The following is a 17013-nucleotide window of genomic DNA, read 5'->3' as shown; positions in this document are numbered from 1 at the left end:
TCAGCTGACCTTGATCTCGTTGTAGACGGGGACGCTGAAGGGGTTGAGCTTGACGTTGGAGAGCCGCTCGGACCAGCCGGCGCTGCCGTTCTGGTACCAGAGCGGGATCGCGGCCATGTTGTCCCGGACCACCTCCTCGGCCTGCTGGAACAGGTCGACGGCCTTGGCGGTGTCGGTCTCCTGGTTGGCCCGGTTCACCAGGTCGTCGAACTGCTTGTTCGACCACTTGCCGTCGTTGGACGAGGCGTTGGTGTAGTACAGCGGCTGCAGGAAGTTCTGGATGAGCGGGTAGTCCATCTGCCAGCCGGCCCGGAACGGTCCGGTCATCTTCCGGTCGGTGATCTCGTTGCGGAAGTCCGCGAAGGTGCCGACCGGGTTGGCGGTGCAGGCGCGCTCGTTGTCGAGGGCGTTGTTGATGGAGTTGCAGACGGCGTTGACCCACTCGCGGTGGGAGCCGGTGTCGGCGTTGAAGGTGATGGTCACCTTGCCGCCGGGCAGTCCGCCGCCCTCCTCGATCAGCTTCTTCGCCTCGTCGGGCCTGAACTCGCAGAACTCGCCGCACAGTCCGTCCTGGAAGCCGCCGTCCTCGCCGAGCACCGGGGAGGTCCAGTCGGTGGCGGGCGTGCGGGTCTTCTGGAAGATCGTGTCGGTGATCTGGGCACGGTCGATCGCCATGGACAGGCCCTGGCGCACCTTCTTCGCGTCCTCGGTGTTCCAGGCGTCGTCGTAGAACGGGAAGGCGAGGGTCTGGATGATGCCGGCGGGCGTGTTGAGGTAGCGGTCGCCCAGGTCGTTCTTCACGTTCTTCAGCTGCGCGGCGGGCACGTCGTCGACCAGGTCGAGGTTGCCGGCCAGCAGATCGGTGTAGGCGGTGTTGTTGTCGGTGTAGACCTTCAGGTCGACGCCGCCGTTCTGCGCCTTGTCGTCGCCGGGGTACTCCTCCCACTTGCGCAGCGCCATCTGCGAGCCGCGGGTGTAGGACTCGACCAGGTAGGGCCCGTTGCCGACCGGCTTCCTCACCCAGGCGTCGTGGTCGTCGAAGAACGCCCGGGGCAGCGGAGCGAAGGCCGCGTAGCCGAGGGTGTCGGGGAAGGTGGAGAACTTCTGGGTCAGCTTCACGGTGAAGGTGCGCTCGCCGGTGACCTTCAGCCCGGACAGGGTGTCCGCGGTCTGCTCCCCCTCCTCCGGGTGCACCTGGTCGTAGCCCTCGATGTAGCCGAAGAAGTACGCGTTGCGCTGGTTGTTGCGCAGGCTCGCGCCGTAGTTCCAGGCGTCCACGAAGGACTGGGCGGTGACCTTCTCGCCGTTGCTGAAGGTCCAGCCGTCCTTGACGGTGACGGTGAAGTTCTGCGAGTCCGAGGTCTCGATCTTCTCGGCGAGCATGTCCTCGGCCTCACCGGTCTCCGGGTCGTACCGCTTCAGACCCCGGAAGATCATGTCGAGGACCTTGCCGCCCTGCACCTCGTTGGTGTTCGACGGCTCCAGCGGGTTCTGCGGGTCGCCCCAGGAGGCGCTCAGCACGGCCTCGGAGTCTCCGCTGCCTCCCCCGCCCCCGCCGCACCCCGCCGTGGCGAGGGCGAGCGCCATCGCGCAGACGGCCCAGCTGGCGTGCGTGGTGATGCGCATGGGTGCCTCCTCGTGCCCGGGTCCCTTACCGGGCCAGCCTGGGAGGGGGCGCCACCGCGCGCACGCCCGCCGGGGCCGTACGGGTCGCACGATCCACCGGACGGGCGGACGGGCACGCTCCGGGACCGGAACGCGCGAGGACCCGGGGGCGGGAGGTGCGATGTCCTCCCGCCCCCGGGTCCTCGGGGCGCCGCGTCCTGAAGGTGAGGGGGTCAGTCCTTGGCGACGTCCCCGTCGCTCTCCAGCGTCTTCAGGGCCGGGTCCAGCACGACGTCCTCGGAGCGCGCCGCGACGGTGGGCTCCTCCGGGAAGTGGCACGCCGTCAGGTGACCCGCGGTGTTGCCGGAGAGCTGCACCAGCGGCGGCTCCTCCGTGGCGCACTTGTCCTGCGCCTTCCAGCACCGCGTGCGGAACCGGCAGCCGGACGGCGGGGAGATCGGCGAGGGGACGTCACCGGCGAGGCGGATGCGCTCGCGGTTCTCCGACTCGTCGTCCATGGCCACCTCGGGCACGGCCGACAGCAGGGCGTGGGTGTAGGGGTGCCGCGGGCGGTTGTAGATGGAGTCGCGGTCGCCGACCTCGACCACCTTGCCCAGGTACATCACGGCCACGCGCTGCGAGAAGTGCCGCACGACGGCCAGGTCGTGCGCGATGAAGAGAAAGGCGATGCCCATCTCTTCCTGGACCTTCTGGAGCAGGTTGACGACCTGCGCCTGGATGGACACGTCGAGCGCGGAGACCGGCTCGTCCGCCACGATCAGCTTCGGGTTGAGCGCGAGCGCCCGGGCGACGCCGATGCGCTGGCGCTGGCCGCCGGAGAACTCGTGCGGGAAGCGGTTGTAGTGCTCGGGGTTCAGGCCGACGAGCTCGAGCAGCTCGCGCACCTTCTTCTCCCGGCCGCCCGCGGGATTGATCCCGTTGACCTCCATCGGCGACTTGATGATCGTGCCGACGGTCTGGCGCGGGTTCAGCGAGGAGTACGGGTCCTGGAAGATCATCTGGATCTCGGACCGGACCGGCGCCAGCTGCCTGCGCTTGGCGTGCGTGATGTCCTGGCCCGCGTACTCGATCGTCCCGCCGGTGGGCTCCAGGAGCCGGGTGATGAGCCGGCCCGTGGTCGACTTGCCGCAGCCCGACTCACCCACCAGGCCGACGCTCTCGCCGACGCCGACGGTCAGGTCGACGTTGTCGACGGCCTGCACGGCACCGACCTTCCGCTTGATCGGGAAGCCGCCGTAGATCGGGAAGTGCTTGGTCAGGCCCTCCACCTTCAGCAGCGCCTCGGTCGAAGCGCCGGTGGAGCCCTGCTGTGCGGGGAGGGTGAGGTTGTCGCTCATGTCTCGGATCTCCCTAGCGCAGCCGGGGCTGGATCTTGTCGATGAAGATGGTCTGCTTCTGCTCTGCCGTCAGGTGGCAGGCAGCGGCCCGGCCTTCGCCGAGCGGGGGCCGCTCGGTGCTGCACCGGTCGCCGGACACCTTGTCCGTGAACGTGCAGCGCGGGTGGAACGGGCAGCCGGACGGCGGGTTGAGCAGGCTGGGCGGCGTGCCGGGGATCGGCGTCAGCGGCACCGAGGTGCTGCCGCCGAGGCGCGGCATCGAGCTGAGCAGGCCCCAGGTGTAGGGGTGCCGCGGCTCGCGCAGGACCTCGCGGACGCTGCCGCGCTCCACGGCCCGGCCCGAGTACATCACCAGCAGGTCGTCGGCCATGTCGGAGATGACGCCGAGGTCGTGGGTGATGAAGATGATCGCCGACCCGAACTCCTGCTGGAGGTCCTTGAGCAGGTCGAGGATCTGCGCCTGGACGGTCACGTCGAGGGCGGTGGTCGGCTCGTCCGCGATCAGCAGGTCGGGGTCGCACACCAGGGCCATGGCGATCATGGCGCGCTGGCGCATACCGCCGGAGAACTGGTGCGGGTAGTCGTCCACGCGCGTCTTGGGCTGCGGGATGCCGACCTTGGTCAGCATCTCGATCGCCCGCTCCCGCGCCTCCTTCTTGGAGGCGCCGGTGTGCTTGATGAACGGCTCGGCGATCTGCCGGCCCACCGTGTAGTACGGCGAGAGCGCCGTCAGCGGGTCCTGGAAGATCATCGCGACCTTGTTGCCGCGGAGCTTCTCCAGCTCCTTCTCGGGCGTGGTCACCAGGTCCTGGCCCTCGAGGAGGATCTCGCCCTCGACGGTGGTGCTCTTGCGGTTGTGCAGCCCGAGCACGGTCAGGTTGGTCACGGACTTGCCGGAACCCGACTCGCCCACGATGCCCAGGGTCTTGCCGCGCTCGACGTCGAAGGACAGCCCGTCGACCGCCTTGACGATGCCGTCCTCGGTGGAGAACCGCACCCGCAGGTCGCGGACCGAGAGGAAGGAGTCGGGCCCGGTGGGGGCCTTCTCGCCTTCGGTCTTGGTCAGTGTGGTCACGGTGTTTCTCCTAGCTGAGCCGTACGCGCGGGTCGATGTACGCGTAGGCGAGGTCGACGAGGATGTTCAGGAGCAGGATGAAGAAGGCTCCGAACAGCATGACACCCATGGTCACCGGCAGGTCCTTCGTCAGCGACGAATCGACCGCGAGACGGCCGATGCCGGCCAGGTCGAAGGTGAACTCGGTGACCACCGCGCCGGACAGCAGGGCGCTGAGGTCCATGCCGAGGATGGTGACGATGGGGATCAGGGAGCCGCGCCAGGCGTAGCGGAAGAAGACGTAGCTCTGGCGCATGCCCTTGGCGCGCGCCGTGCGGACGTGCTCCTCCTGGAGCTGCTCGATCATCGTCGAGCGCGACATACGGGTGTACTGCGCGGTGAAGATGGTGGCCATGACCACCCAGGGGATGAGCATCCCCAGGAACCAGGCCCCGGGCTCCTCGGTGAAGTTGTGGTACTTCGGGAACTCCATGATGCCCGTGCTGTAGACGAGCAGGCCGAGGACGATCGGGCCGAGCAGGTAGATCTGGAAGGAGCTGAGCACGATCGAGGCGCCGCTGACGATCTTGTCGACGACGGTGCCGCGCTTCCAGGCGGCCAGCAGACCCGAGCCGAGGCCCAGGATCAGGAAGATCACGAGACCGCCGACGGTCAGCGACAGCGTCAGCGGGAAACGGTCGAGGACGGAGTCCCAGACGAACTCGCCGCTTTGGAAGGAGACACCCAGGCACGGCGCGGAGCAGTGGCCCTGCGGGAAGTCGCGGCCTGCCACGATCCCCGACATGAACTCCCAGAACTGGGTGGAGATGGGCTTGTCCAGGCCGAGGTTCTCACGGATCACCGCGAGGTTCTCGGGTGAGCAGTTCTTGCCGCAGGACAGTGCAGCGAAGTCCTGAGGAACTGTGTAGAACAGGAAGAACGTGAAGGCGCCGATCAGGAACATGATGACGACGGCGCCGGTCAGCCTGCGGATGAGGAACTGAAGCATGGCGGGTGGATGCTCTCTTCGAAACGCGGCGGCAGTCAGGGGGTACCGTCCGCGGGGGTGTGCTCCGCCTGGCGCACACCCCCGCGGTCAGCCGATCTGGCGGGTTACGGCTGCTTCAGGTACAGGTCGTTGATGTCGATGTAGCTCGACTCGGTGCTGTACTTGGCGCCACCCACGTTCGATCCGAAGAGCTGGATCTGCTTGGAGTAGTAGACCGGGGCAGCCGGGTTGATCTCCTCCACGATGCGGTGGTGAGCCTGCTCCCAGGTCTTGGCGGCCTCCTCGGGCTCCTGCTTGAGGGCCTTCTGGATCAGCTCGTTGACCTGCTTGTCGTTGATGTGCGAGTAGTTCGACGCACCGTCGGCGACCAGTTCACCGTCGTAGACCGGGGTGACGACCGTGGACGGGGACGGCCAGTCCTGGCCCCAGCCGGTCATGTAGAGGTCGTACGGGTTGTTCAGCTTGCCGACCTGCTCGTAGAAGCTGGCGCGGTCGATCTCCTTCGACTGGACGTCGAAGCCGATCTTCTCCAGGGCGTCCTTCAGGATGACCTGCTGGGCCTGGCCGCGCGGCGTGTTGGAGTAGGCGTAGGTGAGCTTCGTGCCCTCCTTGACACCCGCCTCCTTCAGCAGCTCCTTGGCCTTCTCGATGTCGCCGTTGGGCTTCTTCAGCTTGCCGAACGGGTCGTACGTCGGGTCGAAGCCCGGCAGGGTCGGGGCGAGCAGACCGCCGGCGATCTCACCGCCGTAGCGGCCGCCGTCCGCCTGGACCATGGACTGGCTCGGGATGGCGTAGGTGATCGCGTCGCGGACCTTCTTGTCCTTCACCCGGTCCAGGTTGAAGGTGAGCTGCCACACGTAGGGCTGGTAGCCCTGGATGGTGCGCTTCTTGGTCTGCGGGTCGGTGACCACGTCGGCCATCTGCGCCGGGTCCACCGGGTCGGTGAACTGGATGGCGTTCTTGGCCTCGCCCTGGTCGGAGATCAGACGCTTGGTCTGGCTCGCCTGGGAGACCGTGTTGGTGAAGTTGTAGCCGTCGACGTACTGGTGGCGCACCGAGTCGGTCTTCGGGTCCCACTGGTCGTTCTTGACCAGCTTCATGGACTTGCCCGGCTTGTACTCGGCGAGCTTGTACGGGCCGAGGGCGGCGGGCGCCTTGTCGTACTTCTCCTTCGTGTCCTGCTTGGCGGGCACGATGGCGTAGCCGGCCATGGCCAGGGCCTGCGGCAGGTCCGGACGCGGCTGGCTGAACTTGAAGACGACCGTCTTGTCGTCCGGCGTCTCGAGGACGGTGTCCGGCAGGTGCTTGCCCTTGTACGGGCCGTCCGGCAGCGCCTTGCGGTAGTCGTTGCCCGAGAGCCAGCTCTGGATGTAGGTCGGACCGTCGAAGATCACCTTCGAGTACAGGCGCTCGATGGTGTGGCGGACGTCGGCCGAGGTGATCGGGTTCCCGTCCTCGTCCTTGATGCCGTCCTTGAGCTTGTACGTCCAGGTCTTGCCGCCGTCGGTGGTCTGACCCGAGTCCGTGGCGACGTCGCCGACGACGGTCAGGTTGCCCTGCTCGTCCTCCTGGAAGTTCGTCAGACCGCGGTGGATCAGGTTGGCGAACTGGCCGGCGTCGCTGACGTAGATCTGACCCGGGTCCATGTGGGTCAGGTCCGACTGCATGTAGACGTTGATGAAGCCACCGGGCTTGGCCCCCGGGACCTCCTCAGCCGGGCCGGTCGAGGCGGCGGCGTCACCGTAGGCGACAGGGTCCTGCTGCTCGGCGGCGTCCTTCTGGGACTTCGCGTCGCTCTTGCCCTTGCCGCCGCCGTCGTTGCTGGAGCAGCCGGTCAGGGCCAGGGACCCTGCCACGATGGCCACGGCGATGGCGCGCGCGGTACGCGTTCTGATGGGCTTCATGATGCCGATGCACCTACCTGTCGATAGTTGTCCACGAGTTGCTGCCTGGCAGTCCGGTAGACCGGCCGGGGGCGGCAGCTCCCCCACCCACCAATGGACGTTCAGCGTCCGGTCTTGGGGTCGAATGCGTCCCGGACGGAGTCTCCGAGAAGGTTGAAGGCGAGTACGAAGATCACCAGTGCCGCTCCCGGGAAGAACAGGAACATCGGATCCTGTTCGTACACCTCGGTGCCGACCTGGAACATGCGGCCCCAGTCCGGTGTCGGCTCGACGAAGCCCACACCGATGAACGAGAGGAAGGCGATGGTGAGGATCGTGCTCGGCAGGATGTAGGTGGCCTGCACCAGGATCGGGGTGACGATGTTCGGGAGGATCTCCTTGCGCACGATGCGACCGGGAGAGGCGCCCGAGACCTTCGCCGCCTCGACGAACTCACGGTCCCTCAGAGACAGCACGGAGCTGCGCACCAGACGGGACAGGCCCATCCAGCCGAGGAACCACATCACCAGGATGATCGCTACCGCCCGCAGGTAGGTGGGGGTCTCGTCCTGCGGGTCCACGAACATCGCGGTGACGACGGGCATGAAGGCGATGAAGAACAGCTGCTGGGGGAAGCCCAGGAAGAAGTCCGTCACCCGGCCGAGCCAGTAGTCGACACGGCCCCCGAAGTATCCGCCGATCATGCCGAGGATCACGCCCGTGACCACACTGAGCAGCGTGACGAGCACGGCCATGTAGAGCGACGTGCGCATGCCGTACAGCAGCATGGTGAACACGTCGCGGCCCAGCTTGGGCTCGACGCCGAACCAGAAGTCGCCCGACATGCCGCCGAACGAACCGTTCGGCATGGCGAAGTCGTCGAGCAGGAACGGGTAGTCGGGCTCCTGGGCGTACAGCGTGTACGGGTCCTTGCCGTACAGCTTGGCGATCACCGGTGCGAGTGCGGACACCACGAAGAAGAAAATGACCACACACGCGGAGACGACTCCGGTACGGTCGCGCTTGAAGCGCTGCCACATCAACTGGCCGGGGGAACGGCCCTCGGGCTGCTTCTCGCCCTTGACGACATCGGTGGTCGCCGTGAGCTCAGGGTCCAAGACAGCCGCGGACCCGGAGTCCTCAGCCTTGATTGGACTGGTCATCGTGTTCGTCCCCCGGGGGGTTGGGAAGTTGAGCGCAGCGCAGATACCGGCAGGTACTGCGGTTTGGGGGAACTTTCGCCAAGAGAGTCAACGCGCGTCAAGGGCGTACGACATAGGGATCTCCCTACCGTCGTTTTTTTGAGGAAATATTGCAGAGATCGACACCTACGCGCGCTTGACACCTCTGAATTGAATTCGGCAATTCGGACATTAAGGGCGCGTTTTCGGTTTACATGTCCGAAACCGGAGGGCGCGATCACCGATATGCGAACGAGATGTTGCGTTTGCCGGAAGCACGTGCGACCGCCCGGAGACGTCCCCCGCCCCCGGACGCCGGCCACCCGGGACCCCGGCCCTCCGGCAGGCGCGGGCGTACGCGGTGACGGCCCCGTACCATGGAGGCAGGCCGAGGCGTGTCCAGCCCGGCAGGGCCCTCGCACCACAGACGTCTGCGGCGGGCAACCTTCACCACCTCCGGGAGTACGCCTTTCATGGCACCGTCTGTAACGCGTCACGACATCCGCAACGTCGCCATCGTCGCCCACGTCGACCACGGCAAGACCACCATCGTCGACGGCATGCTCAAGCAGGCCGGCGCCTTCGCCGCCCACCAGCTCGACCAGGTCGACGACCGCATGATGGACTCGAACGACCTGGAGCGTGAGAAGGGCATCACGATCCTCGCCAAGAACACGGCGGTGAAGTACCACCCCAAGGACGGCGGGGAGCCCATCACGATCAACATCATCGACACCCCCGGCCACGCCGACTTCGGCGGCGAGGTCGAGCGCGGTCTGTCGATGGTCGACGGCGTCGTGCTGCTGGTGGACGCCTCCGAGGGCCCGCTGCCGCAGACCCGCTTCGTGCTGCGCAAGGCGCTCCAGCAGCGTCTGCCGATCATCCTCTGCATCAACAAGACGGACCGCCCCGACGCCCGGATCGACGAGGTCGTCAACGAGACCTACGACCTCTTCCTCGACCTGGACGCCGACGAGGAGCAGATCGAGTTCCCGATCGTCTACGCCTGCGGCCGCGACGGCATCGCCTCGCTGACCAAGCCCGACGACGGCACGGTCCCCGGCGACTCCGACTCCCTCGAGCCGTTCTTCTCGACGATCCTCGAGCACATCCCCGCCCCCTCCTACGAGGAGGGCGCCCCGCTCCAGGCCCACGTCACCAACCTGGACGCCGACAACTTCCTCGGCCGTATCGCGCTGCTGCGCGTCCACCAGGGCGAGCTGAAGAAGGGGCAGACGGTCGCGTGGATGAAGCGCGACGGCTCCGTGCAGAACGTCCGCATCTCCGAGCTGATGATGACCGAGGCGCTCACCCGCAAGCCCGCCGAGAAGGCCGGCCCCGGTGACATCTGCGCGGTCGCGGGCATCCCCGACATCATGATCGGCGAGACCCTGGCCGACCCGGAGAACCCGCTCGCCCTGCCGCTGATCACGGTCGACGAGCCGGCGATCTCCATGACCATCGGCACCAACACCTCCCCGCTGGTCGGCCGCGGCGGCACCGGCAAGGGCGCCGACAACAAGGCGGCCGTCAAGGACCGCAAGGTCACCGCCCGCCAGGTCAAGGACCGCCTGGACCGCGAGCTGATCGGCAACGTCTCGCTCCGCGTCCTGGAGACCGACCGCCCCGACGCCTGGGAGGTGCAGGGCCGCGGCGAGCTGGCGCTGGCCATCCTGGTGGAGACCATGCGCCGCGAGGGCTACGAGCTCACCGTCGGCAAGCCCCAGGTGGTCACCAAGGACGTCGACGGCAAGGTCTACGAGCCGGTCGAGCGCATGACCATCGACGTGCCCGAGGAGCACATGGGCGCGGTCACGCAGCTCATGGGCATCCGCAAGGGCCGCATGGACAACATGTCGAACCACGGCTCCGGCTGGGTGCGCATGGAGTTCGTGGTGCCCTCGCGCGGTCTGATCGGCTTCCGCACCGAGTTCCTGACCCAGACCCGCGGCACCGGCATCGCGCACTCCATCCACGAGGGCCACGAGCCCTGGTTCGGCACGCTGACCACCCGCAACAACGGCTCCCTGGTCGCCGACCGCGCCGGCGCGGTCACCGCCTTCGCGATGACCAACCTCCAGGAGCGCGGCGTGCTCTTCGTGGAGCCCGGCACCGAGGTGTACGAGGGCATGATCGTCGGTGAGAACTCCCGCTCCGACGACATGGACGTCAACATCACCAAGGAGAAGAAGCTCACCAACATGCGGTCGTCCACGGCCGACGTGACCGAGTCGATCGTCCCGCCGCGCAAGCTGTCGCTGGAGCAGTCCCTGGAGTTCTGCCGCGACGACGAGTGCGTGGAGGTCACCCCGGAGGCCATCCGCATCCGCAAGGTGAACCTGGACGCCCGCGAGCGCGCCCGCGCCGCGAGCCGCGCCAAGCACGGCTGATCAGACCGCACCACCGCGCACGCGACGCGGCCCGGCACCCCTGGTGGGGCGCCGGGCCGCGTCGCGTTTCCGGTCCGGTCAGTCCTCGGCGGCGGACGCGTCGTCCTTCGCCCCCGGCGACCCCTGCGGCCCCTGCGCCGACTTCTTCAGGAAGCCCATGTCCTCGTAGACCGGGGTGGCGAAGCCGAAGGCGCCGGCGTTGGCGAGGTCCTCGCGGGCCGCGACGAGCTGCGGGCGCTGGTAGAGGGGGATGGAGCCGGCCGCCGCCCAGATCCGGGAGTCGGCCTTGCGGATCAGGTCGCGGCGCTCGGAGTCGTCGAGGGTGGCGATCGCCTGGTCGAAGAGCTGGTCGACCTGGTCGGTGCCGACCCGCGTCCAGTTCTGCTCCACGTTCAGCGAGCCGTCGGCGGCCGGTACCGGCTTGGAGTAGACCGGGCGGGCGTCGGTGGCGGGAAAGGCGGTCGCGGGCCAGGAGTAGAGGGCCAGGTCGAAGTCGCCGGAGGCGATGTGGTCCTTGAAGTAGCTGTCGTTGTCGACCTTGGAGATGTCGGTGCGGATACCGATTCTCTCCAGCATCGTCGCGATCCGGCCTGCCACGGTCTCCAGCGTTTTCGAACCGGGCCCGGACGGCAGCACGAACCGCAGCACCAGCGCCTTGCCGTCCTTGGCGACCGGGGCGGTGTCCGCGCGGGCCGGGGCGGCGGTGCCCCGCGGGGCGTAGGCGCCGGCGGGGGCTCCGCCCTTCTTCAGCCGCCCGGTGCCGGTGCCGGAGTCCTGCGGGGCCTTGCCGTCGTCCTCGCCGACGATGTAGGTGCCGTCGTCGCCGCCTTCGCCTTCCCCTTCGCCGCCGCCCTCGCCGGAGCCCTCGGAGCCGCCCGAGGCGTCCTCGTCCTCCGTGTCCGCCTCGGAGCCGGCCGCCTCCTCGCCCTCGTCCTTCTTCGCGTCCTTCTTCTCCTCCTTCACCGGGCCGCCCGGCACCCAGCCGGCGTCCGAGAGCAGGGCGCGGGCCTCCTTGGCGTCCGGCGTGCCGAGGGCGCCGCTGCTGTCGGCGTAGGCGGCCTGGCCGGACAGCGCGAGGTGGCTGCCGACCGGCTCGGCGGGCAGGCCGAGCGGCTTCAGCACGGCACCGGCGATCTCCTCGCGGTCCAGGGCGCGGGCCACGGCGCGGCGGACCCGCTCGTCGGACAGGGGACCCTCGGCGCCGTTCAGGGCGAGCTGGGTGTAGGCGGGCTCCAGTGACCTGCGCACCTCGAAGCCGCCGAGCGCCTTCTGCTGCCGGGCGTACTTCTCGGCCTTCTTGCGCAGCTTCTTGCGGGCGGAGATCTCCTCGTCGGCGGCGTCCTCGTCGGAGCCGTTGGCGACCGCCCAGGAGCGCAGCGCGTCCGCGGCGGAGCGGTCCGCCTCGGGGCCCATCAGGGGCGTGTTCCCGTCCTGCGGCAGGGCGGCGGCCGTGATGCGCCGGGCGGCCTCGGGGTCGATCTCGGCCAGGTCGAGGGTGCCGTCGCTGAGCGCGGAGACGCGCTTGTCGTGCGGCACGGCGCGCAGCACGATCTTCTGAAGCTTGGCCGGGCTGCCCCACCAGCGCGGATTGCGGGCGAGGACGACCTCGTCCTCCTCGGTGTCCACCGTGTCCACCGTGAACGGCCCGGCGGTGACCTTGAGCTTCTTGCGCGCCCCGTCGTTGAAGGAGTCCGGGCTGCCCATGACCTCCTTGGGGTAGAGGGGGCTGAACAGCGACTTCCAGTCGGCGTAGGGGCGGTCGAAGGTGACCTTGACCTCGAGGTCGTTCTTGCCCCGCTCGACCTTCTCGATGCGGTCGTAGCCGGCGTTGCGGGCGGTCCAGTAGGCGGTGTCCTTGCCGGACAGGGCGCGCCACTGGGCGGCGAAGTCGGCGGCGCCGATCTCCCGGCCGTCGCTCCAGACGGCCTGCTGGGCGAGCCGGTAGACGACCACCTGCTTGGGTTCGGTGTCGACGACCTCGGCGGAGGCCAGGTAGTCCGGGTTGCGCACGGCCCGGCCCCGGCCGTCCGTGCGGTACATCGACGGCAGGACGGCCTCGGCGATCCGGGCGGTGGTGGTGTCGGCGTCGGCCTGGAAGGTGTTCAGGGTGTCCGGGACGGTGTCCACGGCCCAGCGCAGGGTGCCGCCGTCGGCGATGTCGGACCGGTCGGCGTCCGCGACGTCCGCGCCCGCGAGGGGCTTGCCCGCGGGGTCCTCGGAACCGCATCCGGCCAGGGCGGGCACCGTGAGCACGCCGGCGGTGAGGAGGGCGACCGAGCGCAGGACGGCGCGCGGGCCGATGCCGTCGTGGGACATCTCTGGATACCTCCGGAAAGCCGCGGGCATGGTGATCACACTTGGTATTGGGCGTTCATCCGATGTATGCGGCCCACTGAAGAGGAACGGGTTCCGCGTTCCCCGGCGACACGGCGGCGGGGACGGCAAGCCCACCCGTGCGGCGCAACGCACCCGGCGCGGCACGGCTTCGCACCGGACGATGCACCCATGCGCCTCGGCCAATCGATGCACATCCCTTCACAGCGCGAGGTGTGACGCGCAACACTCGCAGGCGCATGACCGTCGCCCGCCTTGGGCCTGAAGGACCCGTGGAAGTGAGGTCACGTCATGTCCGTGCACGACGAACTGACAACCGTCCAGCGCTGCCTCGACGACCTGGTCAGGTCGGTGGGGCGGCTGGAGAAGCAGCTGGGCAGCGGGGGCCTGGAGGTCCGCCGCGTCCGCTCCGACGCCAACCACCTGCGCGAGAGCCTCGCGCTGCTCCGGGAGACCGCCGTCGCCACGGCGGGCCCGGCCAAGCGGCCCGACCTCGTGACCATCTCCGACACCCCCTACGACCCGTCGCTGTGGGTGGACACCGACGACGAGGGTCTCGGCGCCCGCGACCGCCGCGCCCCCTGACCCCGCCCGACCGCCGCCCGCCGACCTGACGCCCCCCGACCCCTACCGGAGTGGACGACGTGGCCACTGGTACGGAACCTCCCGCGACCGAACCCGATCACCGCGGCGGCGTGAGATCCGGCACGCGCGCCGCGATCTCCGCCCCCCATCTGCGGACCGACCGCTGGTGGCTGGCCCCGGCCGCCACCGCGGCCGGGCTGCTCGCCTTCATCGTCTACTCGACGTGGCGGGCGTTCGCGAACACGGACTACTACGCGGCGCCGTACGTGTCGCCGTTCTACTCGCCGTGCCTCGCGGAGAACTGCGAGCCGATGCGCGGCGGCCCGAACTGGGAGCTGTTCGGCGGCTGGTGGGGCATCTCGCCGGCGATCATCATCCTGATCTTCCCGCTCGGCTTCCGGCTGACCTGCTACTACTACCGCAAAGCGTACTACCGGGGCTTCTGGGCCTCCCCGCCGGCCTGCGCGGTCGCCGAACCGCACACGAAGTACACCGGCGAGACCCGCTTCCCCCTGATCCTCCAGAACGTCCACCGGTACTTCTTCTACGCGGCGATCCTGGTCGCCGGCATCCTGACCTACGACACCGTGCTCGCCTTCCGCGACGAGAACTACGCGTGGGGCCACATGGGGCTCGGCACCCTGGTGTTCCTGGCCAACATCGCCTTGATCTGGGCGTACACCCTGTCCTGCCACTCCTGCCGGCACATCGTCGGCGGGAAGCTCAAGCACTTCTCCAGGCATCCCGTGCGCTACCGGATGTGGCAGTGGGTGAGCCGGCTCAACGCCCGGCACATGCAGCTCGCCTGGGCCTCGCTGCTGAGCGTGGCGCTCGCCGACTTCTACGTCTATCTCGTCGCGTCCGGTGTCTTCGACGATCCGCGCTTCTTCTAGCTGGGGGCCTTACCTATGTCCGTGGTCGACCGACAGGAGTGGGACGTCGTCGTGGTCGGGGCCGGCGGCGCGGGCCTGCGCGCCGCGATCGAGGCGCGCGAGCGGGGCGCCCGTACGGCCGTGATCTGCAAGTCGCTGTTCGGCAAGGCGCACACCGTGATGGCCGAGGGCGGCATCGCGGCGGCGATGGGCAACGTCAACTCGGGCGACAACTGGCAGGTGCACTTCCGCGACACCATGCGCGGCGGCAAGTTCCTCAACCAGTGGCGGATGGCCGAGCTGCACGCCCGGGAGGCGCCGCAGCGGGTGTGGGAGCTGGAGACCTGGGGCGCGCTGTTCGACCGGACCAAGGACGGCCGGATCTCCCAGCGCAACTTCGGCGGCCACGAGTACCCGCGCCTCGCGCACGTCGGCGACCGCACCGGCCTGGAGCTGATCCGCACCCTCCAGCAGAAGATCGTCGCCCTCCAGCAGGAGGACTTCCGCGAGACCGGCGACTACGAGTCCCGGCTGAAGGTCTTCCAGGAGTGCACGGTCACCCGGGTGCTGAAGGACGGCGACCAGGTGAGCGGCGTCTTCGGCTACGAGCGCGAATCGGGCCGCTTCTTCGTCCTGGAGGCGCCGGCGGTGGTGATCGCGACCGGCGGCATCGGCAAGTCGTTCAAGGTCACGTCGAACTCGTGGGAGTACACCGGCGACGGCCACGCGCTGGCGCTGCTGGCCGGGGCCCCGCTGCTGAACATGGAGTTCGTGCAGTTCCACCCGACCGGGATGGTCTGGCCGCCGTCGGTGAAGGGCATCCTGGTCACCGAGTCGGTGCGCGGCGACGGCGGGGTGCTGCGCAACTCCGAGGGCAAGCGGTTCATGTTCGACTACATCCCGGACGTCTTCAAGGAGAAGTACGCGCAGTCCGAGGACGAGGCCGACCGCTGGTACGACGACCCGGACCACAACCGGCGCCCGCCCGAGCTGCTCCCCCGCGACGAGGTCGCCCGCGCCATCAACGCCGAGGTCAAGGCGGGGCGCGGCTCGCCGCACGGCGGGGTGTTCCTGGACGTGTCCAGCCGGATGCCGGCGGAGGTCGTCAAGCGCCGGCTGCCGTCGATGTACCACCAGTTCAAGGAGCTGGCGGACGTCGACATCACCGCCGAGCCGATGGAGGTCGGCCCGACCTGTCACTACGTGATGGGCGGCATCGCCGTCGACTCCGACTCGGCGGCGGCGCGCGGGGTGCCGGGGCTGTTCGCGGCCGGTGAGGTCGCGGGCGGCATGCACGGCTCCAACCGGCTCGGCGGCAACTCGCTGTCCGACCTGCTGGTGTTCGGCCGCCGGGCGGGCTGGCACGCGGCCGAGTACGCGAGCGGGGCGGGGGCCGGGCGGCCCCGCGTGGACGACGCCCAGGTCGACACGGCCGCCGCGGAGGCCCTGCGCCCGTTCTCCGCCGAGGGCGGGGAGCCGGCCGACGGCCCGCCGGAGAACCCGTACACGCTGCACCAGGAGCTCCAGCAGACGATGAACGACCTGGTCGGCATCATCCGCCGGGAGCACGAGATGGAGCAGGCCTTGCAGAAGCTCGCCGAGCTGCGGGCGCGGGCCCGGCGCGCGGGCGTGGAGGGCCACCGGCAGTTCAACCCCGGCTGGCACCTCGCGCTGGACCTGCGGAACATGCTGCTGGTCAGCGAGTGCGTGGCCCGCGCGGCGCTGGAGCGCACCGAGTCGCGCGGCGGCCACACCCGCGAGGACCACGCCGCCATGGACCGCGCCTGGCGCAACGTCAACCTGCTGTGCACGCTCACCGACCCCACGGGCGGGCTCGCCGCCACGGACGCGGTGCGCGGCCAGATCACCCTGACCCGTGAGACCACCGAACCCATCCGCCCCGACCTGCTCGCCCTCTTCGAGAAGGACGAGCTGGTCAAGTACCTGGCCGAAGAGGAGCTCTACGAGTGAGCAGCTACGAGGCCCGCTTCAAGGTGTGGCGGGGGGACGTCGACGGAGGCGGCCTGGAGGACTTCCGCGTCGAGGTGAACGACGGCGAGGTGGTCCTCGACATCATCCACCGCCTCCAGGCCACCCAGGCCCCCGACCTCGCCGTGCGCTGGAACTGCAAGGCCGGCAAGTGCGGTTCGTGCTCGGCGGAGATCAACGGGCGCCCCCGGCTGCTGTGCATGACCCGCATGTCGGTGTTCGACCGCGAGGAGACCATCACCGTGACCCCGCTGCGGGCGTTCCCGGTGATCCGGGACCTGGTGACGGACGTCGGCTTCAACTACACCAAGGCCCGGCAGGTCCCGGCGTTCGTGCCGCCGGCCGGGGTGGGTCCGGGCGAGTACCGGATGACGCAGGAGGACGTGGACCGCTCGCAGGAGTTCCGCAAGTGCATCGAGTGCTTCCTGTGCCAGGACACCTGCCATGTGGTCCGCGACCACGAGGAGAACAAGCCGGCGTTCGCCGGTCCCCGGTTCCTGATGCGGGTCGCGGAGCTGGACATGCACCCGCTGGACGCGGCGGACGAGTCCGGCCTGGACCGCAAGCGCACGGCCCAGGACGAACACGGCCTCGGCTACTGCAACATCACCAAGTGCTGCACCGAGGTCTGCCCCGAGGGCATCAAGATCACGGACAACGCGCTGATCCCGCTGAAGGAACGGGCGGCGGACCGCAAGTACGACCCGCTGGTCTGGCTGGGCGACAAGATCCGCCGCCGGTCGTAGAGGCCGG

At 68.9% G+C, this 17013-nt stretch carries 12 protein-coding genes; 5 read left to right on the top strand and 7 right to left on the bottom strand.

The window, feature by feature from the left end; all coding sequences use genetic code 11:
- The 6 genes from ACFOSY_RS03305 to ACFOSY_RS03280 all read right to left on the bottom strand — a co-directional run bounded on the left by ACFOSY_RS03305 (position 1) and on the right by ACFOSY_RS03280 (position 8072).
- On the bottom strand, positions 1–1626 hold the full coding sequence (locus ACFOSY_RS03305) for a peptide ABC transporter substrate-binding protein (protein ID WP_394305188.1): 1626 nt from the start codon (positions 1624–1626) through the stop codon (positions 1–3).
- Between the two features lie 212 nt (positions 1627–1838).
- Positions 1839–2963, bottom strand: coding sequence for an ABC transporter ATP-binding protein (locus ACFOSY_RS03300; protein ID WP_394305187.1), 1125 nt, complete (start codon positions 2961–2963; stop codon positions 1839–1841).
- A gap of 13 nt (positions 2964–2976) precedes the next feature.
- Complete coding sequence (locus tag ACFOSY_RS03295) at positions 2977–4038, bottom strand: ABC transporter ATP-binding protein (RefSeq protein ID WP_394305186.1); 1062 nt, start codon at positions 4036–4038, stop codon at positions 2977–2979.
- Positions 4039–4048: 10 nt separating this feature from the next.
- A complete protein-coding gene (locus tag ACFOSY_RS03290; protein ID WP_394305185.1) occupies positions 4049–5026 on the bottom strand; it encodes an ABC transporter permease in 978 nt (325 codons plus the stop codon).
- A 104-nt stretch (positions 5027–5130) separates the two neighbouring features.
- A complete protein-coding gene (locus ACFOSY_RS03285) occupies positions 5131–6930 on the bottom strand; it encodes an ABC transporter substrate-binding protein (RefSeq protein WP_394305184.1) in 1800 nt (599 codons plus the stop codon).
- Between the two features lie 101 nt (positions 6931–7031).
- Complete coding sequence (locus ACFOSY_RS03280) at positions 7032–8072, bottom strand: ABC transporter permease (RefSeq protein ID WP_394305183.1); 1041 nt, start codon at positions 8070–8072, stop codon at positions 7032–7034.
- Between the two features lie 491 nt (positions 8073–8563).
- Here ACFOSY_RS03280 and typA point away from each other — a divergent pair, with 491 nt between their 5' ends.
- On the top strand, positions 8564–10480 hold the full coding sequence (gene typA, locus ACFOSY_RS03275; RefSeq protein WP_394305182.1) for a translational GTPase TypA: 1917 nt from the start codon (positions 8564–8566) through the stop codon (positions 10478–10480).
- Between the two features lie 78 nt (positions 10481–10558).
- On the opposite strand, the gene ACFOSY_RS03270 is transcribed toward typA, so the two are convergent.
- Entirely contained in the window at positions 10559–12796 is a 2238-nt protein-coding gene (locus ACFOSY_RS03270; RefSeq protein WP_394305181.1) for an ABC transporter family substrate-binding protein, read from the bottom strand.
- 309 nt (positions 12797–13105) lie between these two features.
- Here ACFOSY_RS03270 and ACFOSY_RS03265 point away from each other — a divergent pair, with 309 nt between their 5' ends.
- From ACFOSY_RS03265 to ACFOSY_RS03250, 4 genes are read left to right on the top strand one after another with little or no spacing between them, the layout of a single operon-like run.
- Entirely contained in the window at positions 13106–13399 is a 294-nt protein-coding gene (locus tag ACFOSY_RS03265; RefSeq protein ID WP_394305180.1) for a hypothetical protein, read from the top strand.
- Positions 13400–13458: 59 nt separating this feature from the next.
- A complete protein-coding gene (locus tag ACFOSY_RS03260; RefSeq protein ID WP_394305179.1) occupies positions 13459–14292 on the top strand; it encodes a hypothetical protein in 834 nt (277 codons plus the stop codon).
- A gap of 15 nt (positions 14293–14307) precedes the next feature.
- Complete coding sequence (locus tag ACFOSY_RS03255; RefSeq protein ID WP_394305178.1) at positions 14308–16242, top strand: fumarate reductase/succinate dehydrogenase flavoprotein subunit; 1935 nt, start codon at positions 14308–14310, stop codon at positions 16240–16242.
- The gene (locus ACFOSY_RS03250; RefSeq protein WP_394305177.1) at positions 16239–17006 is read left to right on the top strand and encodes a succinate dehydrogenase/fumarate reductase iron-sulfur subunit; all 768 of its coding nucleotides are present in this window, start codon (positions 16239–16241) and stop codon (positions 17004–17006) included. The genes ACFOSY_RS03255 and ACFOSY_RS03250 overlap by 4 nt, the downstream gene beginning before the upstream one ends.
- The last annotated feature ends 7 nt before the right edge of the window (positions 17007–17013 follow it).

It is taken from the genome of Streptomyces lusitanus (assembly GCF_042647945.1).
Classification (GTDB): Bacteria; Actinomycetota; Actinomycetes; order Streptomycetales; family Streptomycetaceae; genus Streptomyces; species Streptomyces pseudogriseolus.
This window is presented reverse-complemented; position numbering and strand designations above follow the sequence as displayed.